Below are 22,739 nucleotides of genomic sequence, written 5' to 3' on the forward strand. Positions count from 1 at the left end.
CGAACTGGTAGCCACTTAGCTCGAAAAAACGCGCTCAATGCGCGGGCCGTGACATCAATCGGCCAGCACGCCGGCAGACGCTGTCGGCAGCGCCGCCACGGGGAGCGAGATTCGGACCAGCGTTCCCTGGCCGCGCGCGCTCTCCACCGCGCAGCTTCCGCCGACAAGTTCAGCAAATTCGGCCATGCCAATCAATCCGAAATGTCCTGGAGTAGGCTCCGCGGGATCGAAGCCGCGGCCATCATCGCGGATCTCGACAACGAGCTTGCGGCCGACCGCGGCCGGCTCGGCGAAGGCGTGAAAGGAGACGCGGCGCGCCTTCGCATGTGCCTGAACATTGCGCAGCGCCTCAGAGAGGATGCGTTGAACGGTCAGGCCGCAGTCGCGCAAGCCGGGCCGTGCCTGCTCGTCGATCTGGATCGAGACCCTGACGCCGCTGCGTGCGGCGAAATCGCTCAGCAGTCCCTCGACATCGGGATCGAGCTTCAGATCGTCGGGCGTGCGCAGACGATCGATGGCTTCGCGGGCACGCGAAAGGCCGCTCGCCGCCGCGTCTTCCGCGGTCGCGAGACTGTCGGCCACGCGTGCGGGATCGGCCGACAAATAGTGCCTGATCAGTCGGATCTGGGTCAGCAGCGCCACGATCGAATGCACCAGCGTATCGTGCAGATCGCGCGCCAGCCGAAGCCGGGTCCGCGCCAGCGAGGCAAAGCGCACCTCCGCGCTCGCCGCATCGAGCTGCTGCTCCATCAGGCGGCGGGCCCGGCGCTCGCTGCCGAGCAGCGTTTCGACCTGACGGCCCGCGAAATCCGGCATGGCGATCACGAAGTAGTGTGACTGCGCGCCATTCCACCGCACCACCGCCGTTATCGGCTGCGTGATGTCAGGCGAGGCGCCGCGCACACCGGCCAGCGCGATCATGTCCCGCTGGCCCTCGGCAAGCGCCGCCAATTCGGCTTCCATGCCGACCAGCAGCATGCACTCGCAGCAATCGACGCCGATGGCGGGAAGCCATTCGACCAGCCGCCCGATCTTCCGCTGCATGCGCCGGTCGGCAGCGATGACGGCGAGACCGATGACATCGGCTTCTGCGGCCGCAAGCAAATCCGCGCTCAGATCGATCATGCGTTGCCCATTTGCTCATCGAGCAGCCCACTCTGGCGTAAGCCCGCGGCGGCCGCAAACGAATATGACTTTCGTCACAACCGATCCTGACTTTCGTCAGATGCCGCTGCCGCTCGAAATGCGGTTTTGTTTCACGATGAGCAACAGCGCAAGCCATGTTGTGCCACATGCCGGCGTCCATGACGATGCCAGCCCGGCGCTGGGCTTCGCGGGACGCCGCGCCAGTCGACCGGAATGTGAGCTGACAATGAGGGCCGCGCCACGAAAATCGTCGCGCATCGAGCTGCGCATGTTGGCGGAAGCAGAGAAGCCTGCACGGCGCCGGCGCCTGAGTGCCACCCAGAAGGTGGCGTTGCAGGAGGCTCTCGCCGGCCGCCTGCAGCTCTATCCGCGCGGATATGCCGCGCGCAAGACCGGGCCGTTCCACTCCCGGCGCGCTATTCTCGGACTGGTGCGCGCCGGCCTGATGAGCCTCAGCGCAACGGCGCGCTACGCGGCCGTGACCAAGCGCGCGCGGGAAATTCATGCAGATCCGACGGCGGACGGCGTGGTCCAGGGCGCGATGAGTTCAGATTGAACCCTCATCGCGCCCTGGGCTCCTGTCTGCGCATCATCTCCGCGCAAACGCGTTCCGCGTTTGTCGCGAGGGAAAACCGCTATGCACTTTGCGCTAACGCGGCCCGTCGGGTCCGGATCATGGTTCTCGTTTGAGCATGATCTGTTCGGAAAACCGCTATGCACTTTTCCGGATCATGCTTTAGCCCTTGAGCGCGGTCACCACCACCTCGATGAGAGCGCCGCCGCCGAGATCGGCGACGCCGACCGTTGCCCGCGCCGGCAGATTGTCGCCGAAGAACTCGGTCCAGACCGCGTCCATCTCCGTTTTCTTCGACAGGTCGGTCACGAAGATCGAGACGCTGACAATACGCGAGGGGTCCGTTCCGGCCTGCTTCAGATAGCCCGAAATCTTGCCGAGGATGTTGCGGGTCTGCTCGCCCATCGAGACGCTGGTGTCGTCGGCGATGGTGCCGCCGGGCGGCAGAGCGCCGATCACCTGATTATGAAGTCTAGCTGATAAGTTAATCTTTACAGTTTACCTTCATATCGGCTAATCAGCCGACATGAATAGTTCACCCGCCCGTACCGGCTCGGCGCGCACCTCCGCGCTCGCCGAAGACCTTCGTTTGCTGATCGGCACGCTGAAGCGCCGGCTTCGCGAGCAAGGGCAACGCGAGGACCTGCCGCCGTCCCAGGTTGCGGTCCTGCTTCGTCTCGAAAAGCACGGCCCCGCGACCGTATCCAGCCTGGCGCGATCGGAGGGCATGCGTCCGCAGTCGATGAGCTCGGCGATTGCAGCGCTCGAGGCCGCGGGCCTGGTCCGCGGCGCGCCCGATCCGGACGACGGAAGGCAGACCATCATGTCGCTCACCGACACCTGCCGCGAGCGGCTGCGCACCGGCCGCGCGGCGCGGCAGGACTGGCTGTCGCGCACCATCGCCGCGCGGCTGTCGCCGCGGGAGCAGGAAGAGCTCGCCGCGGCCGTCGGCCTGCTGAAGCGGTTGGTCAACGATTGACGCGGCCGCGCCGATCGCGGGCAACATCCGCTGGACAAGGAAACGATGATGGCTCTGACGACGCTCGATCCGGTCACCGCGCTCATCGTCGTCGATCTGCAACGCGGGCTGGTCGGCTCGCCCTTCATGCATCCGTTCGCAGATGTCGTGGCGCGGACCTGCGCGCTCATCAGCGCATTCCGGCGGCGCGGACTGCCGATCGTGCTTGTCAATGTTGACGGCGTTGCGCCGGGACGCACCGAGCGGCCGCGCCATGGTGGACAGTTTCCCGATGGCTGGACCGAGCTGATCCCGGAGCTCGACCGGCAGCCGGACGACATTGTCGTGACCAAGCGGACATGGGGCGCGTTTGCGAGCACCGATCTCGAGAGCCAGCTGAGAGCCCGCGGCGTCACGCAAGTCGTGATTGCCGGCGTCGCGACCGGCACCGGCGTCGAATCCACCGCGCGGCAAGCCTATGAGGCGGGCTTCAACGTCACGTTCGCCGTCGACGCCATGACCGATGTGCGGCCGAACGCGCATGCCTACAGCATCGAACACGTATTCCCGCGGCTCGGCGAAGCCGGCTCGACGCAGGGGATCATCGACCTCCTTGAAAGGACCAACGCGCATGAACTGGCTTGACCTCGTCGCCTACTTCTTTGGCGGCGCCTTCCTCACCAACGCTATCCCCCACGTCGTCGCCGGCATGATGGGCGAGCCGTTCCAGAGTCCGTTCGCAAAACCGCCCGGCGAGGGCCTGTCGTCATCATCAGTCAACATCGTGTGGGGCTTCTTCAACCTCGCCGTCGGATATCTCTTGGTCTGCCGCGTCGGCGACTTCGGCCTGAGGACCACCAGCGACGTCGCAGCGCTCGGCCTCGGCGGCCTCCTGATCGGCCTGTTCCTGGCGCGGCGGTTCGGACGTTTTCACGGCGGCAATGAACCGCAGCGAACATGAGACGGGTGTTTCGATCGCTGGCAAGCTTCAACTACCGGGTCTGGGCGGCCGGCGCGCTGGTCTCCAACATCGGCACCTGGATGCAGCGTGCCGCCCAGGACTGGCTGGTTCTGACCCAGCTCACGCAGCATAGCGCGTCCGCCGTCGGCATCGTGATGGCGCTGCAATTCGGACCGCAGCTGCTGCTGATGCCGTGGACCGGTTATGCCGCCGATCATTTCAACCAGCGCAAGCTCTTGATGGCAACGCAGGCGACGATGGGCGCGCTCGCGCTGATGCTCGGCATTCTCACCGTCACCGGACTGGTGCAGCTCTGGCACGTCTATGTGTTCGCCTTCCTGTTCGGCTGTGCCGCCGCGCTCGATGCCCCGGTGCGCCAGACCTTCGTCGCCGAGCTGGTCAGCGACACCAACCTCTCGAACGCGATCGCGCTGAACTCGACCTCGTTCAACGCCGCACGGATGATCGGGCCCGCCGTCGCCGGGCTCATCATCGCCTCCGTCGGCACCGGCTGGGCGTTCCTGTTCAACGGCGCGTCGTTCCTCGCGGTGCTGACGTCGCTGACCCTGCTGCGCACCTCCGAGCTGCGGCCGAACGCGCGGGCACATCGCACCAAGGGCAGCGTCATGCAGGGCTTCCACTATGTGTGGTCGCGCCCCGATCTCCGGGCGACCCTGATCATGCTGTTCCTGATCGGCACCTTCGGACTGAACTTCCCGATCTTCATCTCGACCATGGCGGTCGGCGTGTTCCACACCGATGCGCGCGGCTTTGGCCTGCTGTCGTCGATAATGGCGCTCGGAACCATGTCGGGTGCGCTGCTGGCCGCAAGCCGCGACCAGCCGCGCTTCGCTTCGCTGACGCTGGGATCAGCGATCTTCGGACTGGGCTGCACGCTGGCGGCGCTGGCGCCGAACTACTGGCTGTTCGCCGCGGCACTCGTCGTGATCGGCGTCGCCGCGCTGACCGTCACCAACACCTCGAACGCGCTGATGCAGCTCTCGACCGAGCCCGCGATGCGCGGACGCGTGATGGCACTGCGGCTCGGCGTTGCGCTTGGCGGCACACCGATCGGCGCACCGATTGTCGGCTGGGTTGCCGATCATCTCGGCCCGCGCTGGGCGCTCGGGGTCGGCGCCGCCGCCGGCTTTGCCGCCGCGATCGTGGCGATCACGTTCCTGTCTCAACGGGATGTCGAAGCAAGCGACCTGCCGCCCGCAGTGAAGCGGTAAGCAGTTTGGTCCATCACAAAATGACCTCGATCAGACGGGGACCGCGATCTTTCATCGCGCTGGCGAACTGGCTCGCGAATTCCTCAACCGAGGTTGCGCGGCTCGCCTCTACGCCCATGCCGGACGCAAGTTTGACCCAGTCAAGCTCGGGATTGTGCAGATCGAGCATCGAAAAGGCTTTGGGTCCGGGATCGCCGGCTCCGACCCGCCCGAGCTCGATGTTGAGAATCGCGTAGGAGCGGTTGGCAAAGATCACCGTGGTGACGTCGAGCCGCTCCCGGGCCTGCGTCCACAACGCCTGCAGCGTATACATCGCCCCACCGTCACCGTGGAGGCAGACGACCTTCCGGTCCGGGCAGGCGACGGCGGCGCCTGTGGCGAGAGGGATGCCCTGCCCGATCGCACCACCTGTCAGCGTCAGATGATCGTGCGGCGCGATATTGGCTGCAAATCGATGCACGCCGCCCCCTGCCGTCGCGCCTTCGTCGGAAATGATGGCCCCATCAGGCAGATAATGGGCGATGACCTGTCCGGCCGTGCGCGCATCAAGCGGACCGGCCGGAATGTCCGGCTTGTTCAATGTGCCGACGTGCAGCGGCCGACCCGCGGCCTTCACTGCGTCGGCAAGGGCCTCCAGGGCGACGACGCCATCCTCATGCGCGTGGGCGAGATGGAGAATCCTGCAATCCTCGGGCGTGCACCAGGACGGCTTGTTCGGATAGGCGAAGAAGCTGACCGGAGGCTTGGCGCCGACCAGGATGAGCTGCTCCGTCCCGCGCATGAACTCGACGATTTGCTCGGCAAAATAGGGAATGCGCTCGACCTGCACGCGGCCGGCTCCGCGCTGGCAACGTGGCGCGAAGGTATCGCAGGCGATCCGTGCGCCGGTCGCCGCGGCGATCCGGCCGGCCGCATTGAGCCCGCGCTCCTTCAGCGCGGCGCCGCGGATCAGCATCATGGTTTTCTTGCCGGACCGGAGCGCGGCCACGGCCTGGTCGATCGCCTCGGTCGAAACCTCTACCGGCATCGGCTTCGGCAAGGCCGGCGCCGGGCGATCGGCTTCCAGCCAGGCGGTATCGGCCGGCAGGATCAAGGTCGCGATCTGACCGGGATATTGCAGCGCTGCCTCAACGGCACGAGCTCCGTCCGCAGCGACAGTCTGGGCACTTGCCGACGAATGCACCCAGGCCGAGACCGGCCGTGCGAAACCATGGACGTCGGAAGCGAGCGGCGCGTCATATTGCGCGTGATAGGTCGCGTGGTCACCGACGATATTGACGATCGGCGTCGCCGCGCGTCGCGCATTATGGAGATTGGCCAGCCCGTTCGCGAGTCCCGGCCCGAGATGCAGCAGCGTCGCGGCGGGCTTCTCTGCCATGCGGCCATAGCCGTCGGCCGCGCCGGTCACCGCGCCTTCGAACAGGCCAAGCACGACCCGCATGCCCGCGACCCTGTCGAGAGCTGCGACGAAGTGCATCTCCGACGTGCCGGGATTGCCGAAACAGACCTCGACACCCGATTCGACCAGCGTCCGCAAAAGACTTTCCGCGCCGTTCATTCCGCTTCTCCGTCGTGCGGTTGATCGCCTGGCTCGTTATGATGTTCCCACCTTGGCATTCGGTTCCGTCATGTCAGACGAAGGCGCTCAATCCCGTGATCGACTTGCCGACGATCAGGGTGTTCATCTCGCGCGTGCCCTCATAGGAATAGATCGCCTCGGCATCCGCCACGAAGCGGCCGATATGGTTCTCGAGCAGGATACCGTTGCCGCCGAGCAACTCGCGCGCATAGCCGACGGTCTCGCGGCATTTGACGGTGCAGAACGCCTTCGCCAGCGAGGCGTGCTCGTCCAGCATCACGCCGTCGTCCTGCAACTGCCCGAGCCGCAACATCATCGCCTGCGTCGCGGTGACGTTGCCGAGCATCCTGACCAGGAGATCCTGCACCAGCTGGAAGCCGCCGATCGGCCTGCCGAACTGCTGCCGCTCGGTCGCGTAACGCAGCGCATGCTCATAGGCGCCCATCGCGCAGCCGACGGCGAACCACGCCACCCCGGTGCGGGTCATGCGCAGCACCTTGGCGGTGTCCTTGAAGGTGTTGGCGTTTTGCAGGCGGTCCGCCTCGGGAACGCGACAGTCCTTCAGGGTGATCAGGCCGTTCTGCACCACGCGCAGCGCCATCTTGGTCTTGATCTTCTCGACCGAGAAGCCGGGATTGTCCTTGGCCACGACAAACCCCTTGACCTGGTTGGAGCCCTCTTCGCGCGCCCAGATCACGTTGATGTCGGCGAAGGTGGCGTTGCCGATCCACTTCTTCTGGCCGTTGAGTATCCAGACGTCGCCCTCGCGGCGGCAGGTCGTGAGCATCCCGCCCGACGTGGCGGAGCCGACCAGCGGCTCCGTGAGACCAAACGAGCCAATCTTCTCGAAGCGCATCATCGAAGGCAGCCAGCGCTGCTTCTGCGCCTCGTCGCCGCACAGATAGATCGAGCCCGCCGACAGGCCGGTATGGACGCCCCAGAAGGTCGCCACCGAGGAATCGGCTCGCGCCAATTCCATCGCGACGAAGCCGTTCAGGAGCCAGCTGCCGCCCGCCGCGCCGTAACCCTGGTAGCCGACGCCGCCGATGCCGATCTCGGCCATCTTCGGAATGACCGCGAACGGAAATTCGTCGCGCGCCCAGAACTCCTCGATCACGGGCGCGACCACGCCTTCGGTGAACTCGCGCACGCGCCGCACCAGCGCGCGTTCCGTCTCGTTCAGGACGTTGGCAATCCCGTAGAAATCACCGTTGATTGGCGGCGGCACGTAGTCCGGCTTGGCCGCCCGTGTTGCCTGCGCGTTTGCCATGGTGTCCTCCCTTCCCTGATGCGTGGCGATGTTTCGCCCTGATATCTCGCGCTCCCGGCAGAACGCGACGTCCTGCCGGGTTTCGTCGCGTCGTAACGTCAGGTCGGCTTGTTCGGACGGACGCTGCTGCGGAACTCCTCGAAACTTTCCTTCATGCGGTCCTGGATGATCTTGACCGCGTCGGTGGTCGACTGCCGTGCGGTCGACGCGCTGTCCTGGGCGCCCTTCACCGCAATATCGAACATCTTCCGGGCGAATTCGGTCTGCAGGGTGAGGTTCTCATGGACCTTGCCGAGCGGCTTGTAATCGCGCGCCAGCGTCGAGGCCTCGCGCAGCCCGGCCTCCAGCACCTCGCGCTGCTTCTGCGCCACCGATTGCGCGCCTTGCGCCGCGACCTTCGCGCTCTGGCCGAGCGCTTCGAGGTTCTTCTTCTGGGCCTGCAGCAATTCGTCCACGTTCAGCTTCGGCAAGCCGAGATCACTACCGAACTTCCGCAGCATATCGATATATGAGCTGTTATCCGTCATGACGTCCTCCCTGTGGTTACGATTTTTGCCGCCCGTCTCCAGACGTTGGAACGAGATCCCTGAGGTAACTGGTGGTGCGCGAGAGCAGCGATGACGCCGCGGCCTGACGGCTCTCGTCAGCCAGGAATGCCTCGATCAGGCCGGCGGTTTCCTTTGGCCGCGTCACCATGAACAGGTGCCCGTCGTCGATCATGTGCAGCTCGGCATTCGGGATCAGGCTCGCCATGATCTGGCCATTGATCGGAGGCACCAGCGGGTCGTCACGGCCCATCAGGATCAGCGTCGGCTGCGGCAGCGACCACAGCCAGGGCAGGCTGGTCCAGCCGGTCATCGCGAGCAGCTGATAGAAGTAACCCATGCTGCGCGCGCCATGCATCGCGGCCGCATGTCGGCCGATCAGAGACGGGTCATCGCGAAACGCCCCGCCATAGATGTCGGCGGCGACCGTCTTCATGTAGCCCTTGTCGGTGTAGCGGCGCGGCGTCGCCATCTTCCACAGCACCGCAGGGCTTGCCGGCACCATGGTGAAACCCGGCGCGGTCGCGGCAAGCACCAGCCGCCGGCAGCGTTTTGGAAACTGATGCGCGAACTGCTGCGCGATTCCGCCACCCCACGACACGCCGGCGACATCGACCTCGGCATGGCCGAGCTCTGCGACAAGATCGGCGGCGAGCCGCGCCAACGTTGACGGGCGATAGGGCCATGCCGGCCTTGGCGACCCGCCGACCCCGGGCACATCGAAGATGATGGCGGTCGTATTGGTGAGCGCTTCCAGGAACGGCCGCGCCAGCTCCCAATTGGCGCCGATCCCGTTGAACAGCAACAGCGGCGGGGCGCCGCCGTCACCGTGCCGGATCGCCACCTGGAGCAGCTGGCCGTCGATCGTGATCTGCCGTGTCTCGATCGCGCCGCGCTGCGTTGCGGCTGCTGGTCCAACCTTTGCCGGACTTGCCTTGTCGGCGCTGGTGAGATCTTCAGTCAAAGACGTAGGTTCCTGGTGCTGCAGCAAGGGTCGGATAGCGCGCGCTGCCGAGCGCGGCCGGCGCATTGACCTCGTCGCCCGAGCGCGGCTGCAGCCAGTCGCGCCAGTCGAGCCACCAGCTCCCCTTGCGCTTTTCGGCCGAAGCCATGAACGCATCGGGCTTGTCCGCGGAGATCGGCCCGATCATGAAGGACGCCTTCGGATTGCTCGGCGGATTGATCAGGCTCTGCAGGTGTCCGCTGTTCGACAACACGAAGGTGGTGCCCTCGCCCATGATCTGCGCGGTCTTGTAGACGCCCTTCCACGGCGTGATGTGGTCGGTCACCCCTGCGACGACGTAGCTGTCGGCCTTGACCTTGCTCATGTCGATGGTCTTGTCGTTGAGCTTAAGCCTGCCGGCGTTGACGAACGGGTTGGAGAAATAGAGATCGAGATAGTCGCCATGCAGCGCCGCCGGCAGGCGGGTCGTGTCGGCGTTCCAGTACAGGATGTCGAACGCCGGTGGCTGGTTGCCGAGCAGATAATTGTTGACCCAGTAATTCCAGATCAAATCGTTGGGCCGCATCCAGGCAAACATCCGCGCCAGGTCATGGCCGTCGACGATGCCGCGCAGCTGCGACGAGGCCTTGGCCGCGCGCATGGTCTCAGGCGTCATCAGGCAGCCGAACGTGCTCTCCTCGGCCGAGTTGGGGTCGAGCAGGCAGACCGCCAGCACCAGGTTCTTGATCTTCTTCTCGGCGGCGCTGCCGAGCGTCGCGAAATAGGCTGACGCGGTGATGCCGCCGGAGCAGGACCCCATCATCGAGATGTCCTCGCTGCCGGAAATCTCGCGCGCTGCGTCGACGGCCTCGTCCAGCGCGGCGACATAGGTGTCGAGCCCCCAGTCCCGGTGCGCCGCCGTCGGGTTGCGCCAGCTCACCGCAAACACCTGGATGCCGCTCTCTAGCAGGAAGCGCACCATGCTCTTGTCCGGCGAGAGGTCGAGCGCGTAGTACTTGTTGATCTGCGGCGGCGTGATCACCAGCGGCCGCTTCCTGACCGTCGGCGTCGTCGGCGTGTACTGGATCAATTCGAGCAGCTCGTTGCGGAAGATCACCGCGCCCGGGGTGGTCGCGAGGTTCTCGCCGACCTTGAAGGCGCTCATGTCCACCATCGACGGCATGCCGCGATTCTGCGTCAGATCGCCGATGTAGTTCTTCAGGCCGGACCACAGGCTTTGTCCGCCGGTGTCGATGAACTTGCGGACCGCCGCCGGGTTGGTGAGCATCGTGTTGGTCGGCGCGACGGCGTCAATCAGGATTTCCGTGATTAGATGCGCGCGCTGCTTGTCGATATCGCTGAGGCTGGTCTTGTCGACCAGGCCGTTGACCGCCTCGCCCCACGCCAGATAGGCCTTCAGCAGGCCGGAGTGCAGCGAGCTCTCCTTCCAGGTCGGATCGGCAAACCGCTTGTCGCCCGCCTTCGGCGCGCGCTCGGACTTGCCGGACACGATGGAGCCGAGCTCGCCGACGAAGGACAGCCACTGCTCGGTTGCGACCTTCGGTTCGTTGATGACGGCCTTGAACAGGATGCCGGCGCCCTCGACGAGGTCCTGCCCCTGGATGCCGACCAGTGGATTGAGCGCCAGCGTATTCCTGGACGCCGCCTCGGAGACGTCAGACGCCGGCGAATCCGGACTGCGATTTTCCGTGCTCATCGCTTTGCTCCCGCCGCGGGAATCAGAAGGGCCAGCGTCTCGGCGATCAGCGCGGGCTTTTCCGAGCCTTCGACCTCCAGCGTGTTCTGGGTCTTCATGATCACCTGACCGCCGTCCTTCGGCTCGATGCCGGCAAGCACGACGCGCAGCCGCACGCGGGCGCCGGACGGCACCGGCGCCAGAAAGCGGACCTTGTCGATCCCGTAGTTCAGCCCGGCTGCGGCGTCGCGCGGGATGATGCCGACCTGCATCGCCAGCGGCGCCACCATCGCGAGCGTCAGATAGCCATGCGCGATCGGACCGCGGAACGGGCTCTCGCGCCTCGCCCGTTCAACGTCGACATGAATCCACTGGTGATCGCCGGTGCAGGACGCAAAGGCGTCGATGCGCTGCTGGTCGACCGTGACCCAGTCGGAGATTCCGAGCTCCCGTCCAACATGTTCGCCCAGGCCGGCAAGCGTGAGGTTGCTCATCTTGTGGTTCTCCTCGATCCCTTCTCGGCTGCGCTTGCGCTGGTCACATGTTGCCGTACTGCTCGCGCAGCTCCTTCTTGTTGATCTTGCCGACGCTGGTCTTGGGAATGCTGTCGATGAACAGGATCGTTCCGGGGATGCCGTATTTCGAGATCACGCCCTGGTCAGCGAACACCTTGAGATGGTCCTTGATGGCGACGTCGCTGAGGCCGTCGGCACCGGAGGGCTTCTTGACCACCAGCGCGAGCGGCCGCTCGCCCCATTTCTCGTCCTTGACGCCGATCACCGCGGCCTCGGCAACGCCGGCGCATTGCGTGATCAGATCCTCGATCTGCAGCGACGAGACCCATTCACCGCCGGTCTTGATCACGTCCTTGATCCGGTCCGTGATGTGGACGTAGCCGCCCGGGCTGACCACGGCGATGTCGCTGGTGTGCAGATAGCCGCCCTCCCAGAGCTGCTCCGAGCCCTCGGGATTGTTGAAGTAGCCCTGGGTGAGCCAGGGTGACCGCATCACGATCTCGCCGGCGGACTTGCCGTCATGCGGCACGTCCTTCATGTCGGGATCGACGATGCGGAGGTCGACCAGCGGGCCGGCGATGCCGGCGCGGGTGCGGAATTCGACCTCGCCATCGGGATCGCCGCTGAGGTCCTTGGACTGAACATGGGAGACCGCCGCAAGCGGGCCGGTTTCGGACATGCCGTAGCCCGCAAAGATATCGATGCCGGCTGCCATCGCCTGCTTGGCCAGCGCCTTCGGCAAGGCCGAGCCGCCGATCACCATCTTGAGACCTTTGAGATCGACGTTCGCCGCAGCGGCGGCGTTGAGCAGCATCTGCAGAATGGTCGGCACGCCATGGGTGAAGGTGACGCCTTCGCTCTTGATCAGCTTGACCAGCATCCCCGGCTCGTAGCGGCCGGGATAGACCTGCTTGGTGCCGGCCAGCGTCGCCGACCAGGGGAAGCCCCAGGCGTGAACGTGGAACATCGGCGTGATCGGCATGTAGACGTCGTCGCGCGAGAAACGGCCCTGCGTGCCTGCCATGCCGAACAGCGCGAGCCCGGCGAGCGAGTGCAGCACAAGCTGGCGGTGGCTGTAATAGACGCCCTTGGGCAGGCCGGTCGTCCCTGTCGTGTAGAAGGTGGTGGCCTGGGTGTTCTCGTCGAAATCGGGAAAGTCGTAGTCGGGCGAAGCGGCAGCCAGCAGGCTTTCATATTCACCGATGAAGGACAGGCCGCCGGTCTGCGGCGACGGCTTGTCCGACATCACGATCAGCCGTTTGACCTTGGGCAGTTGCGCCTTGATGCCATCAAGCAATCCGACGAACTCGTCATTGACCAGCAGCGTCGATGCGCCGGCGTGATCGATCGTGTAGGCGATCTGCTCCGGCGACAGACGGACATTCACCGTCTGCAGCACGGCCGCCATCATCGGGATCGCGAAGAAGGCTTCGAGGAAGCGGTGGCTGTCCCATTCGAGCACGCCGACGGTGTCGCCGGGTTCGACGCCTGCCTTGCGGAGCGCCGAGGCGAGGCGGCCGATCCGCTCTCTGGTCTGCCGGTAGGTGAAGCGCTTGAGATCGCGATAGACGATCTCCTGGTCCGGCGCCTGCACGCGCGGCGTGTGCCAGAGCTGCTTGAAAATGAGTGGATATTGATAGGCGGATTGGGCAGTCTGAATCAGTCTTCCAACCATGGAAGCCTCCCTCGACCTGGCATGTCCTCCGGCCAACGTCCGCGATTCTTAAGCGAGCGGATCGAGTGGTCTGCCGTCTTTGTCACGACGGCCTGACCGTGTGACATTAGAACGAAGCCTCGCGTGACGCCCGAGATTTGTGAAGGTCCGAAACGGACATTGGCGGGGTCTTAGCCGGACAAGCTGCTCTCATCGACGGCCGCAGCGTCTTTTCGACGGGCTCTCCGCTGCTTTGCAACAAGGACGAACCCGCTGATATGTCTGCTTATATGACTACTGATATGGCTTGGGTTGTGCCGCGAACCAGCTATGTTCCGTGATGATGGCGAGCAGCAATCCGCCGCGTCGGAGAAGCTGGATCTCCTCAAACGTTGTCGTCTTTATTTGCTGCGCCGCAGGAAAGGCTGGTGCGAGTTGCAACCAACCACGCGACCGAAGAGACCCCTGGGCCCTCGCAGCGACATGCTGAGCGTCGGCGCCGGCGACAAGGTCTACGAGACAACCAAGCTCGGCGCCGTCTTCGACATGCTGGCGAGTCACGGCGTCCCGGCCGACGCCATCCTGCGCAACACGAACATTGCGCTTGCCGAGGTTCATTCGCCGCAAGCGCGGATCTCGCTGACGCAGCTGATAACGGTCTGTCAAAACGCGCTTCGCCTGTCGACCGACCGTCATCTGCCCTATCGCATCGGGGCATCGATCCACATCTCGACCTACGGAATGTACGGCTATGCGCTGCTGTGCTGCCCGGACTTCCGCAAAGCGATGGAATTCGCGATGCGCTACCACGCGCTGGCGGCGCCGCTGGCTGCGATCGACTTCACTGAAGACAAGGCCCATGCGAGATGGACCATCGAGCCCAATCTGCACGCGTTTGCCGATTCCGCGCTCTACCGGTTCGTCGCCGAGATGCAGATCGGCATCCACATCTCGCTGATGCGCGACATCATGGGGCCGGGCTTTGTCCCCTCCGAAATCACGCTCGCCTACCCGCAGGCGGCGGACTTCGATCTCCCGCTCGACCATGTCGGATGCCCGGTGCGCTTCGATCAGCCGGCCAACCAGATCGTCTTCAAGGCGCAATTGCTGGACCGGAGCGCGGATCTCGGCAACAAGACGACATATCCGACCATCGTGGCGCTCTGCGACGACTTGCTTGGAGATTTGAGATTGCGAACCGGCGTTGCCGGCAAAATTCGCGCCATCCTGCTCCGCGACATCGCAAATCCCCCGACGTTCGAGGCCATCGCCAAGCAGCTCGGCGTCAACGACCGGTCGCTGCGGCGCCAGCTTCGTCAGCAGGGCTTTTCCTTTCGCGGACTGCACGACGAGCTGCGCACCCAGATTGCCCTGAAATATCTCCGCAACACGACGCTGGCCAACGAAGACATCGCGCTGGCGCTCGGCTTCAGCGATGCGGCAAACTTCCGGCGCGCGTTCCACCGCTGGACCAACAAGGCGCCGAGCGATATCCGCGGCGAATAGCTTCAGCCGCGACCTTACGTCGTCCGCTTGGGTGGTACCGGTCCTAGAAAGCGTAGGACGTCTTGCTCGGCTGCACGGTCAGCCGAAACGCGACATCGGTCGAACCATCCATCAGCTCGATCATGTGGCCGCACACCAGGCAGCGAAACTCACCTGCGGTGCCACCCTTCGACGTCAATTCGATCCGGCGATAGCCGGCCTCGCAATGGGGACAAGTCACATCGGATTTGCGCATCGAATCAGCAAGCGGTTGCTCTCCAGGGTTTTCTCACACACCCATCGTCGGAAATGTGACGGCCGCCGGGCTGGATGCAGGTCGACCAAAGCACCGGGAATTTGTGCTGTCCTTTCAACCGAAAACTTCCCGAGAGCCGCGACAGCAACGCTGGGCCACGGGCAAGCAACGCGGCGCACCAAAAAACGAGCGAGCGCTCTCTCAGAAAGTTTGCTCATCCCCCTTTTCCGACGGCCGTTTCGTAGGCTAGGAATGACGCAAGGGCGCAAAGCCCACACCCGGACCAGCAACAAAATGAAATGGTCCGGGAACATAGCCAGGGAGGCAAATTGGGTCTCGCGCGTCAGCGGCCGGGGACGAATGCGTTCGCGATGGAGGTGCTTTGCGCACGCATCCTCGAACGTCATCGCGAATCCATCCGGGTCCAGAAAACCCATCTCGCCGTTCCGAACCTCACGCGCATCATCGGCGCGACGCTCACGCTTTCCAACAAGCACGGCTTTCACGCCACCACCCTGCGCCAGCTCGCGGAGGCCTCCGGCCTCAGCATGGGCGGCCTCTACACCTATTTCGACAGCAAGCCGACGCTGCTGTCGATGATCCTCGGCGAGGTCGCCGAGACGGCGGCGGAGGTGCTCAACTCACCGCCCGCCAACGTCAAGCAGGATGCGCGCAAGCATCTGCACTGGATCATTGCGACCCATATTCGCATGAGCGAGGCGATGCAGCCCTGGTTCGTGTTCTGCTTCATGGAAGCGAAGTCGTTTCCGGCCGCAGAACGCCAGCGCGCCATCGAGATGGAGGTGATGACCGAGAAGATCATCGCGGACGTCCTCAGGCAAGGCGTCGCCAGCGGGGTCTTCGCGATCGATCAGATCACGCTGACGGCCTCGCTTATCAAGCCGCTGCTGCAGGACTGGTACGTCAAACGCTGGAAATACCGCAGACGCGGCACCTCGATCGAGGCCTACATCAGCGCCGTCGGCACGTTTATCGACGCCGCGGTCGCCGGCAGGGCGCGTCCGAGCCGCGTCGCGACCACCTCCCGCGCAAAATCCAGGCAGACGGGCGCATCCATAGCCGCAGGAAGGACGAGGCAATGAAGCGATTGCGGTTCAATCAGCAGGAGATCGTCTTCGCGGTATTTGCTGCCCTCTTCCTGGTGTTCTCGATTTTCCTGCGCGGCTTTCTGACGCCGGAGAACATGCTGACGCTGCTGCAGAACGTGGCGGTGCTCGGCATCCTCGGGCTTGCGATGGCGATCGTCGTGATCGGGCGCGGCATCGATATCTCCCTGATCGCAGCCCTCGCGGTACCTCCGGGGCTCGTGCTGCAGATGGTGCAGAACGGCCACTCGCTGCCGGCCTCGCTGCTGACGGCCGTGCTGCTCACGATCGGCTTCGGCCTGGTCAATGGCTGGCTGATTGCCTACGCCGAGGTCCCGTCGCTGTTCGCGACGCTCGCGTCCGGCCTGCTGCTCGCCGGCCTCGGCCAGACCGCGCTGTTCCAGCTCGACGTCGTGCAGTGGAGCGACGGCATGAAAGGCTTCGAGCGGCTCGGACAAGGTACTATCGTCGGCATCCCGACCTCGATCGTGATGTTCGCGATCGCCTGCGTGGTGGTCGCGTTCCTGCTGCGCCGGACCCGCTGGGGCGCCTACATCTACGCGATCGGCGACAATCCCTATGCGGCCCGCGTCACCGGCATCCCCTCGCGCCCGATCATCGTGCTGCAATATGTCGTCGCGGCGCTGATCGGCTGCTTCGCGGGCCTGGTGATGGCGGCCTCCGTCAACTCGATGCCGACCCGCATCTTCAATTCGACCCTGATCTACGACGTCATCCTGGTCGTCGTGCTCGGCGGCATCGGCCTGTCGGGCGGCCGCGGCGGCGTGCTCAACGTCATCATCGGAACGCTGCTGATCGGCACCATGCTGAACGGCATGACCATCATGGACATCTCCTACGCCGGACAAAATCTCGTCAAAGGCGTCGTCCTGCTGCTCGCGGTCATCACGGATTCATTCCTGAACCCGCGCAACGAAGAAACCGCACAGCAGGGCGACATCTGATCAAGCAGAGAAACAACCATAACCAAGGAGGAAGCGATGAAGCGCATTGTCAGTTCTGCAAAGGTGACCGCCATAGCACTGGGGCTTGCGGCCATCGCCGCACCGGCCCTGGCCCAGCAGGGCCTCGACGAGCCGTTCCAGAAGCCGTTCAAGGAGGCTCTCGCCGGCAAGACGGTGGCCTACGTTCCGGTCGCCATGAACTTCGACCTCACCGAAGGCTGGTACGCCGGCATGAAGAAGGAACTCGAGCCGTTCGGCGTGAAGTTCGAGATCCGCGATCCGAACTGGAACACCAATGCCGGCGCGCAGGCCGTGACCTCGCTGATCTCGGAGAAGCCGGCCGTCATGGTGATCCACAATCCGGACGTGCAGACCTATGCCAAGCTGCTGCAGCGCGCCGAGAACGAAGGCATTTACGTCATCCAGATCAACATGGGATCGGCCTATCGCTCTTCGGCCTTCGTCGGCGCCAACTGGATCGAGATCGGCGAGCGGGACACCGAAGCGGTGGTGAAGGCCTGCCAGGGCAAGTCGAACAAGATCGCCATCGTGCAGGGCGCGCTCTCGGCGGCGGCCAGCGCCTACACGCTCAAGGGCGTCGAGAACGTGCTCGCCAAGCATCCCGAGATCAAGGTGGTGTCGAGCCAGGCGGCCGACTGGGATGCCGCGAAGGCCAAGGCGATCACCCAGACCGTACTGAAGCAGAATCCTGATCTTTGCGGCATCGTCGGCTTCTGGGACGGCATGGACATCGGCACCGCGGCCGCGGTGAAGGAAGCCGGGCTGACCGGCAAGGTGTTCGTGGCGACCTCCGGCGGCGGCGAGCGCAAGGGCGCCTGCGAGCTCGTGAAGTCCGGCGCCTTCGACCTCAACATGAGCTACGACGTGCCGACCCAGGCCGCGCAGATGGCCGGCACGATCAAATGGCTGCTGTCGTCCGGCGCCAAGGCCGGCTCGATCAAGGGTTCGGAATACACGACGCTGATTCCGATCACCAAGGAGAACGCGGACAGCCCGACCGCGTGCTGGAATCTCAGTGACCTGAAGAAATAGCCCGGCCATTCCCGCTCGACGTCCCGGGTCACGCCCGGGACGTCGATCTCCCAAATCGAACGCCTTTGGAATGCCGATGCGCGACACCTTGACGAGCCTGCGTTACCGCTATTGGCCGGATCATCTCCTCGGCGAGATCCTGTCCAAGCGTTGGACCGAGACCGCAATTCCGGTGATCCTGCTCTTGATCGTCGGCTTCGCGCTGAGCCGCTCCATCGATCATTTCCTGTCGCCGTCGAGCCTTGCCGACACCGCGCGGCAGGCCGGCGAAATCGGCTTCATCGGGCTCGGCATGGCGCTGGTGGTCATCGTCGGCGGCATCGATCTGTCGGTCGGATCGATCTTCGCGCTGACGGATTTCTGCGCGCTCTATCTGCTCGACGTGCTGAACTGGCCGGTGCCGGCGGTGGTGGTGGCCACTCTCCTCTGCGGCGCATTGCTCGGCGCCGTCAACGGCGTTCTGATCGGATATTTGCGGCTGCGTGCCTTCATTACCACGCTGATCACCCTGATCATCTACCGTTCGGCGTTCGATCTCCTGATCCAGCGCTACTCCAATTCGATCGCCGCGGCCTTTCCCGACATCCCGTCGTGGAATTTCATCGGCGGCGGCGACGTGTTCGGCATTCCGAGCGTCGCACTGGTCTACATCGCGATCGCGATCTTCGGCCATATCTTCATGACCCGGCTGCGCCCGGGCTGGCACATCACCGCGATCGGCGGCTCGCGCCGCTCGGCCTACAATTCCGGCATTCCGGTTCGCCGCACCATCGCGCTCTGCTATGTCGCAAGCGGCGTGCTGACCAGCATCGCCGCGCTGTTCTTTGCCGCACGGCTCGGCACCGTCGGCGGACATCGGTGTCGGCCTCGAGGTGATCGTGCTGACCGCGACCGTGCTCGGCGGCATCACGCTCGGCGGCGGCAAGGGCTCGGTCGCCAAGTCGCTGGTCGGCGTCCTGATCGTGCTGCTGATCACCAACGGCCTGACCACGCTCAACGCACGTGGCGGCATCAACCGCATGGCGCTTGCGGGAATTCTGTTGATCGCCGCCATGGTCGACATCCGCTGGCAGAAGAACCGTACCCGCATCATCAGCAAGGTCTATGTCGCGCCGACCTATCACGCCTTGCCGCCGCCTCCCGCCACCGAGATCGGCCAGGGCGGCCCGTTCGAGCAGAACGACAAGCTGCGCGACGTCGAATTGATCGGTCTCGGTCGCATCGAGGCGCCGGAGGACGTGATCCTCGATCGCAACAACAATCTCTACGCCGGCTCGCGCCATGGCGACATCATGCGCTTCTTCGCGCCCGACTATCAGCGGATGGAGGTGTTCGCCCATATCGGCGGCCAGCCGCTCGGCATGGCCTTCGACCGGCAGGACAATCTCTATGTTTGCATCGGCGGCATGGGCCTCTACCGCATCAAGCCGGACGGCACGGTCGAGAAGGCCACTGATGAAACCAATCGCAGCATGCATTCGGTGAACGACGACAGCCGCCTGCGGCTGGCCGACGACCTCGACATCACCGACGACGGCCTGATCTTCTTCTCGGAAGCCACCGTGCGCTACGAGATGGACGAATGGCCGATCGATGGCCTCGAGGCGCGCGGCAATGGCCGCATCATCTGCTACGACACCAAGACCGGCGCCACGCACACCGCGCTGCGCGGCCTCAAATTCCCCAACGGCATCTGCGTCGCCAGCGACGGCCAGTCGATCCTGTTCGCCGAGACCTTCGGCTGCTCGATCAAGCGACTGTGGTTCGCCGGGCCGAAGAAGGGCCAGGTCGAGGTGGTGATGGACAATCTGCCGGGCTATCCCGACAACATCAACCTCGCCTCCGACGGCAATTACTGGCTGGCGCTGGTCGGCATGCGCAGCCCCTCGCTCGACCTCGCCTGGAAGATGCCCGGCTTCCGCCGCCGCATGGCCAAGCGCGTCCCGGTCGACGAATGGCTATTCCCGAACATCAACACCGGCTGCGTCGTCAAGTTCAACGAGCAGGGCAAGATCCTCGAATCGTTCTGGGACCTGCGCGGCGAGAACCATCCGATGATCACCTCGATGCGCGAGCATCGCGGCTATCTCTATCTCGGCGGCATCATGAACAACCGGATCGGCCGTTACAAGCTCGACAACGCGGACCCGAACTACGTGCAGTATGACAAGCGCTGGGGGAAGCTGTCGTGATCGCGGCTGTCAGGGAATTCACCAACCGCTTCCTCGGGCGCGGTGAAGCCACCATCACCGTGCCGTCGTTCGACGGCGCACTGAAGCCGAACCAGAAGCTCGAGGCCGCGACGACCTTACTGGAATGCGAGGCGCTCGAGGACCTCGCAACCGACGGCCGCAACCTCTATGTCGCCGACGGCCGCCGTCTGCTGCGTTTCGATGGCAGCGGTGCGACCGAGCTGCGCAGCTTCGAGCAGCCGATCTCAGCGCTCTGTACGCTGGGCGACGGCGGCATCGCCGTCGCGCTCGGCGGCCGCGAGGTGAGGCTCTACGCCAACCCCTCGTCCGGCGAGCCAAGCGTGACGTTCAGCGACGCCGCCTTCAATGCGATCAACGCGCTGAGCCCGGCGGGCGACGGGACCTTGATCGCGACCGATGGTTCGGCGACCTGCGACGTCGACGACTGGGCGCGCGACCTGATGGAGCTCAACCGGAGCGGCCGGGTGTTCCGGCTCGATCCCAGGACCAAGTTGGTGAATCCGCTGGCGTCAAAGCTCGGCTACGCTTTCGGCGCCTGCGCGCAGGGCGATGGCGTGCTGGTCAGCGAGAGCTGGCGGCATCGTCTTGTCCTTGTCGCGGATGGACGGCCGCCACAGGTCGTACTCGGACACCTGCCTGTCTATCCGTCGCGGCTGTCGAAGGCTGCGGGCGGAGGCTATTGGCTCACCGCATTCACCGCACGAACGCAGCTCATCGAGTTCGTCCTGCGTGAGCCGGCCTATCGGCGCCGCATGATGGCCGAGATCGACCCGGCCTATTGGGTGGCGCCGCGGCTGCGCTCGGGCTTCTCGTTCAAGGAGCCGATGCAGGGCGCGCACATCAAGACGATGGGCGTCATCAAGCCGTGGGCGCCGCCGCGTTCCTACGGTCTCGTGATCCGGCTGAGCGAAGACGGCAAGCCAATGTATTCGTTGCACAGCCGGGTCGACGGCGTCAATCACGGCGTCGTCGCGGCGATTGAGCTGGGCGACGACCTTGTGCTGATCGCCAAGGGACCGGGCCGCGTGCTGAAACTGCCCCTCGCCGGGCTCGCCGAGGAGGTCGGCTCATGAACGACACCGTGTTGTCCCTGCGCAAGGCCACCAAGCTCTACGCCGGCGTGCCCGCCATCGAGGGCGTCGACTTCGAGCTGCGCCGCGGCGAGATCCACGCGCTGGTCGGCGAAAACGGCGCCGGCAAGTCGACGCTGACCAAGGTGATGGCCGGCGTCGTGACGTTGACCTCGGGGGGCATGACGGTCGATGGCGCAGAGTTCGCGCCACGCACACCGCTGGAGGCGCGCAATCTCGGCATCGCTATGGTGTTCCAGGAGAACAGCCTGGTGCCGACCATGACGGTGGCGCAAAATCTCTTCCTCGGGCAGGAGAAATTCTACAACCGGCTGCGCGGCATCTACATCGCCGCCCAGCAATTCCTGCAATCGCTCAATTTCGACGTGACGCCGACCGCGACCGTGAGCGGGCTCGGCGCCGCCAAGAAGCAGATGGTGGAGATCGCGCGCGCGGTCCTGCACAAGGCCAAGGTCATCATCTTCGACGAGCCGACCGCGTCGCTGACGCCGGAAGAGAAGAAGTACTTCTTCGACCTGGTCCGCGACCTCAAGAAGCGCGGCGTCTCGATCATCTTCATCTCGCACGCACTTGAAGAGGCCCTGCTGCTTGCGGACCGCATCACCGTGCTGCGCGACGGCAAGCACGTTATCACCGACGATGCGGCGAAATTCGACCGCGCGGCGATCGTGCAGGCGATGGTCGGACGCGATTTGTCGAACACGCTGTATGGCGCGCGGAAGACCAGCGTCCGGCCGGCCGGCGCCCGCGTGCTCACGGTGCAGAACCTCAAGATGGCGCCGATGGTGAAGAACAATTCGCTGTCGGTGTTTGCCGGGCAGATCACCGGCGTGTTCGGCCTGGTCGGCGCGGGCCGCACCGAGACCTTCAAGATCGTCTCCGGCGTGCTGAAGCGCGACTTCTTCCACGGCGGCGAGATCCTGCTGCATGACAAGCCGGTGCGCTACCGGGTCCCGGCGCCGGCGGTCAAAGCCGGCATCGCCTATGTGACCGAGGACCGCAAGGTCGAGGGCTTCTTCGAGACCGCCTCGATCGCCCGCAACATCTATCTCGGCCTGCTCTCCAAGTTCCCCGGCGGGCGGATGCTGTTGTCGGGACGCGAGACCAACTCGGTCGGCAAGACCTGGACCCAGCGGCTGAAGGTGCGCGCCATCGGCGATGAGGCCAAGGTGGTCGAGCTCTCGGGCGGCAACCAGCAGAAGGTGGTGATCGCCAAGTCCCTGGTGCAGGAGCCCGAGCTCATCATCTTCGACGAGCCGACGCGCGGCGTCGACGTCGGCGCCATCGTCGAGATCCACGAGCTGATCAACCAGCTCGCCGACGAGGGCAAGGCGGTGGTGGTGATCTCGTCCTATCTGCCCGAGATCATGGCGCTCTCCGACCGCATCCTGGTGTCGCGCCAGGGCAAGGTGGTCGAGGAATTCTCTGCGGTCGAAGCCACGGAGGAGAAGATCATGTACGCGGCGATCCACTGATGCCCCGGCGGGCATGCGTTAC

General features: G+C 64.7%; 21 protein-coding genes and 1 pseudogene. 12 read left to right on the forward strand and 10 right to left on the reverse strand.

What is annotated here, in order from left to right; all coding sequences use genetic code 11:
- Positions 1 to 54: 54 nt before the first annotated feature.
- Positions 55 to 1,125, reverse strand: a complete 1,071-nt coding sequence (locus HAP48_RS12560) for a sensor histidine kinase (protein WP_166213539.1) — start codon at positions 1,123 to 1,125, stop codon at positions 55 to 57.
- Positions 1,126 to 1,189: 64 nt separating this feature from the next.
- On the opposite strand from HAP48_RS12560, the gene HAP48_RS12565 reads away from it, so the two are divergent.
- Positions 1,190 to 1,702, forward strand: a complete 513-nt coding sequence (locus HAP48_RS12565) for a hypothetical protein (protein ID WP_224497036.1) — start codon at positions 1,190 to 1,192, stop codon at positions 1,700 to 1,702.
- A 180-nt stretch (positions 1,703 to 1,882) separates the two neighbouring features.
- Here HAP48_RS12565 and HAP48_RS12570 read toward each other — a convergent pair whose 3' ends face one another.
- Complete coding sequence (locus tag HAP48_RS12570; RefSeq protein WP_338028989.1) at positions 1,883 to 2,179, reverse strand: RidA family protein; 297 nt, start codon at positions 2,177 to 2,179, stop codon at positions 1,883 to 1,885.
- Positions 2,180 to 2,246: 67 nt separating this feature from the next.
- On the opposite strand from HAP48_RS12570, the gene HAP48_RS12575 reads away from it, so the two are divergent.
- Genes HAP48_RS12575 through HAP48_RS12590 form a run of 4 tightly spaced genes read left to right on the forward strand, consistent with a single transcriptional unit; the run spans position 2,247 to position 4,871 of the window.
- Positions 2,247 to 2,699, forward strand: coding sequence for a MarR family winged helix-turn-helix transcriptional regulator (locus HAP48_RS12575; RefSeq protein WP_166213538.1), 453 nt, complete (start codon positions 2,247 to 2,249; stop codon positions 2,697 to 2,699).
- Between the two features lie 48 nt (positions 2,700 to 2,747).
- Positions 2,748 to 3,323 carry an isochorismatase family protein gene (locus HAP48_RS12580; RefSeq protein WP_166213537.1) on the forward strand — a complete coding sequence of 192 codons (576 nt, stop codon included), beginning with the start codon at positions 2,748 to 2,750 and terminating at the stop codon, positions 3,321 to 3,323.
- Complete coding sequence (locus tag HAP48_RS12585) at positions 3,310 to 3,639, forward strand: hypothetical protein (RefSeq protein ID WP_166213536.1); 330 nt, start codon at positions 3,310 to 3,312, stop codon at positions 3,637 to 3,639. The genes HAP48_RS12580 and HAP48_RS12585 overlap by 14 nt, the downstream gene beginning before the upstream one ends.
- Entirely contained in the window at positions 3,636 to 4,871 is a 1,236-nt protein-coding gene (locus HAP48_RS12590) for an MFS transporter (RefSeq protein ID WP_166213535.1), read from the forward strand. The genes HAP48_RS12585 and HAP48_RS12590 overlap by 4 nt, the downstream gene beginning before the upstream one ends.
- A gap of 13 nt (positions 4,872 to 4,884) precedes the next feature.
- Here HAP48_RS12590 and HAP48_RS12595 read toward each other — a convergent pair whose 3' ends face one another.
- The 7 genes from HAP48_RS12595 to HAP48_RS12625 form a co-directional block, all read right to left on the reverse strand.
- Complete coding sequence (locus HAP48_RS12595) at positions 4,885 to 6,429, reverse strand: acetolactate synthase large subunit (RefSeq protein ID WP_166213534.1); 1,545 nt, start codon at positions 6,427 to 6,429, stop codon at positions 4,885 to 4,887.
- Between the two features lie 73 nt (positions 6,430 to 6,502).
- Positions 6,503 to 7,720: an acyl-CoA dehydrogenase family protein gene (locus tag HAP48_RS12600; protein ID WP_166213533.1), complete on the reverse strand. Its 1,218-nt coding sequence runs from the start codon at positions 7,718 to 7,720 to the stop codon at positions 6,503 to 6,505.
- Positions 7,721 to 7,818: 98 nt separating this feature from the next.
- A complete protein-coding gene (locus HAP48_RS12605) occupies positions 7,819 to 8,247 on the reverse strand; it encodes a phasin family protein (protein WP_166213532.1) in 429 nt (142 codons plus the stop codon).
- A gap of 16 nt (positions 8,248 to 8,263) precedes the next feature.
- Positions 8,264 to 9,229 carry a poly(3-hydroxyalkanoate) depolymerase gene (gene phaZ, locus HAP48_RS12610; protein WP_210292831.1) on the reverse strand — a complete coding sequence of 322 codons (966 nt, stop codon included), beginning with the start codon at positions 9,227 to 9,229 and terminating at the stop codon, positions 8,264 to 8,266.
- Positions 9,222 to 10,925 (reverse strand): alpha/beta fold hydrolase, encoded by a 1,704-nt coding sequence (locus tag HAP48_RS12615; protein WP_166213530.1) that lies wholly within the window; start codon positions 10,923 to 10,925, stop codon positions 9,222 to 9,224. The genes phaZ and HAP48_RS12615 overlap by 8 nt, the downstream gene beginning before the upstream one ends.
- Positions 10,922 to 11,398: a MaoC family dehydratase gene (locus HAP48_RS12620; RefSeq protein WP_166213529.1), complete on the reverse strand. Its 477-nt coding sequence runs from the start codon at positions 11,396 to 11,398 to the stop codon at positions 10,922 to 10,924. Before HAP48_RS12620 ends, HAP48_RS12615 begins: the two co-directional genes overlap by 4 nt.
- Before the next feature lie 43 nt (positions 11,399 to 11,441).
- A complete protein-coding gene (locus tag HAP48_RS12625) occupies positions 11,442 to 13,094 on the reverse strand; it encodes a fatty acid--CoA ligase (protein WP_166213528.1) in 1,653 nt (550 codons plus the stop codon).
- Between the two features lie 462 nt (positions 13,095 to 13,556).
- Here HAP48_RS12625 and HAP48_RS12630 point away from each other — a divergent pair, with 462 nt between their 5' ends.
- A complete protein-coding gene (locus HAP48_RS12630) occupies positions 13,557 to 14,579 on the forward strand; it encodes an AraC family transcriptional regulator (RefSeq protein ID WP_166213527.1) in 1,023 nt (340 codons plus the stop codon).
- Positions 14,580 to 14,622: 43 nt separating this feature from the next.
- Here HAP48_RS12630 and HAP48_RS12635 read toward each other — a convergent pair whose 3' ends face one another.
- A complete protein-coding gene (locus tag HAP48_RS12635) occupies positions 14,623 to 14,814 on the reverse strand; it encodes an MJ0042-type zinc finger domain-containing protein (RefSeq protein WP_029083160.1) in 192 nt (63 codons plus the stop codon).
- Between the two features lie 371 nt (positions 14,815 to 15,185).
- Here HAP48_RS12635 and HAP48_RS12640 point away from each other — a divergent pair, with 371 nt between their 5' ends.
- The 6 genes and pseudogenes from HAP48_RS12640 to HAP48_RS12665 all read left to right on the forward strand — a co-directional run bounded on the left by HAP48_RS12640 (position 15,186) and on the right by HAP48_RS12665 (position 22,717).
- Positions 15,186 to 15,917, forward strand: a complete 732-nt coding sequence (locus HAP48_RS12640; RefSeq protein ID WP_166216455.1) for a TetR/AcrR family transcriptional regulator — start codon at positions 15,186 to 15,188, stop codon at positions 15,915 to 15,917.
- Complete coding sequence (locus HAP48_RS12645; RefSeq protein WP_166213526.1) at positions 15,914 to 16,885, forward strand: ABC transporter permease; 972 nt, start codon at positions 15,914 to 15,916, stop codon at positions 16,883 to 16,885. Before HAP48_RS12640 ends, HAP48_RS12645 begins: the two co-directional genes overlap by 4 nt.
- Before the next feature lie 36 nt (positions 16,886 to 16,921).
- Positions 16,922 to 17,938, forward strand: coding sequence for a sugar ABC transporter substrate-binding protein (locus HAP48_RS12650; RefSeq protein WP_166213525.1), 1,017 nt, complete (start codon positions 16,922 to 16,924; stop codon positions 17,936 to 17,938).
- Positions 17,939 to 18,008: 70 nt separating this feature from the next.
- Positions 18,009 to 20,130: pseudogene (locus HAP48_RS12655) on the forward strand (ABC transporter permease).
- Positions 20,127 to 21,224, forward strand: coding sequence for an SMP-30/gluconolactonase/LRE family protein (locus HAP48_RS12660; RefSeq protein WP_166213524.1), 1,098 nt, complete (start codon positions 20,127 to 20,129; stop codon positions 21,222 to 21,224). The pseudogene HAP48_RS12655 and the gene HAP48_RS12660 overlap by 4 nt, the downstream one beginning before the upstream one ends.
- Positions 21,221 to 22,717 (forward strand): sugar ABC transporter ATP-binding protein, encoded by a 1,497-nt coding sequence (locus HAP48_RS12665; protein WP_166213523.1) that lies wholly within the window; start codon positions 21,221 to 21,223, stop codon positions 22,715 to 22,717. The genes HAP48_RS12660 and HAP48_RS12665 overlap by 4 nt, the downstream gene beginning before the upstream one ends.
- Positions 22,718 to 22,739 lie beyond the last annotated feature (22 nt).

Source organism: Bradyrhizobium septentrionale, assembly GCF_011516645.4.
Taxonomy (GTDB): domain Bacteria; phylum Pseudomonadota; class Alphaproteobacteria; order Rhizobiales; family Xanthobacteraceae; genus Bradyrhizobium; species Bradyrhizobium septentrionale.

Excerpts from the sequence above, each read along its gene's own strand:
- HAP48_RS12650 (WP_166213525.1), top strand. The coding sequence starts at position 16,922 with ATGAAGCGCATTGTCAGTTCTGCAAAGGTGACCGCCATAGCACTGGGG.
- HAP48_RS12600 (WP_166213533.1), bottom strand. The coding sequence starts at position 7,720 with ATGGCAAACGCGCAGGCAACACGGGCGGCCAAGCCGGACTACGTGCCG.
- HAP48_RS12625 (WP_166213528.1), bottom strand. The coding sequence starts at position 13,094 with ATGGTTGGAAGACTGATTCAGACTGCCCAATCCGCCTATCAATATCCA.
- HAP48_RS12575 (WP_166213538.1), top strand. The coding sequence starts at position 2,247 with ATGAATAGTTCACCCGCCCGTACCGGCTCGGCGCGCACCTCCGCGCTC.
- HAP48_RS12590 (WP_166213535.1), top strand. The coding sequence starts at position 3,636 with ATGAGACGGGTGTTTCGATCGCTGGCAAGCTTCAACTACCGGGTCTGG.
- HAP48_RS12565 (WP_224497036.1), top strand. The coding sequence starts at position 1,190 with ATGACTTTCGTCACAACCGATCCTGACTTTCGTCAGATGCCGCTGCCG.
- HAP48_RS12645 (WP_166213526.1), top strand. The coding sequence starts at position 15,914 with ATGAAGCGATTGCGGTTCAATCAGCAGGAGATCGTCTTCGCGGTATTT.
- HAP48_RS12560 (WP_166213539.1), bottom strand. The coding sequence starts at position 1,125 with ATGATCGATCTGAGCGCGGATTTGCTTGCGGCCGCAGAAGCCGATGTC.
- HAP48_RS12615 (WP_166213530.1), bottom strand. The coding sequence starts at position 10,925 with ATGAGCACGGAAAATCGCAGTCCGGATTCGCCGGCGTCTGACGTCTCC.
- HAP48_RS12585 (WP_166213536.1), top strand. The coding sequence starts at position 3,310 with ATGAACTGGCTTGACCTCGTCGCCTACTTCTTTGGCGGCGCCTTCCTC.
- HAP48_RS12595 (WP_166213534.1), bottom strand. The coding sequence starts at position 6,429 with ATGAACGGCGCGGAAAGTCTTTTGCGGACGCTGGTCGAATCGGGTGTC.
- HAP48_RS12620 (WP_166213529.1), bottom strand. The coding sequence starts at position 11,398 with ATGAGCAACCTCACGCTTGCCGGCCTGGGCGAACATGTTGGACGGGAG.
- HAP48_RS12665 (WP_166213523.1), top strand. The coding sequence starts at position 21,221 with ATGAACGACACCGTGTTGTCCCTGCGCAAGGCCACCAAGCTCTACGCC.
- HAP48_RS12605 (WP_166213532.1), bottom strand. The coding sequence starts at position 8,247 with ATGACGGATAACAGCTCATATATCGATATGCTGCGGAAGTTCGGTAGT.
- HAP48_RS12635 (WP_029083160.1), bottom strand. The coding sequence starts at position 14,814 with ATGCGCAAATCCGATGTGACTTGTCCCCATTGCGAGGCCGGCTATCGC.
- HAP48_RS12580 (WP_166213537.1), top strand. The coding sequence starts at position 2,748 with ATGGCTCTGACGACGCTCGATCCGGTCACCGCGCTCATCGTCGTCGAT.
- HAP48_RS12630 (WP_166213527.1), top strand. The coding sequence starts at position 13,557 with ATGCTGAGCGTCGGCGCCGGCGACAAGGTCTACGAGACAACCAAGCTC.
- HAP48_RS12640 (WP_166216455.1), top strand. The coding sequence starts at position 15,186 with ATGGAGGTGCTTTGCGCACGCATCCTCGAACGTCATCGCGAATCCATC.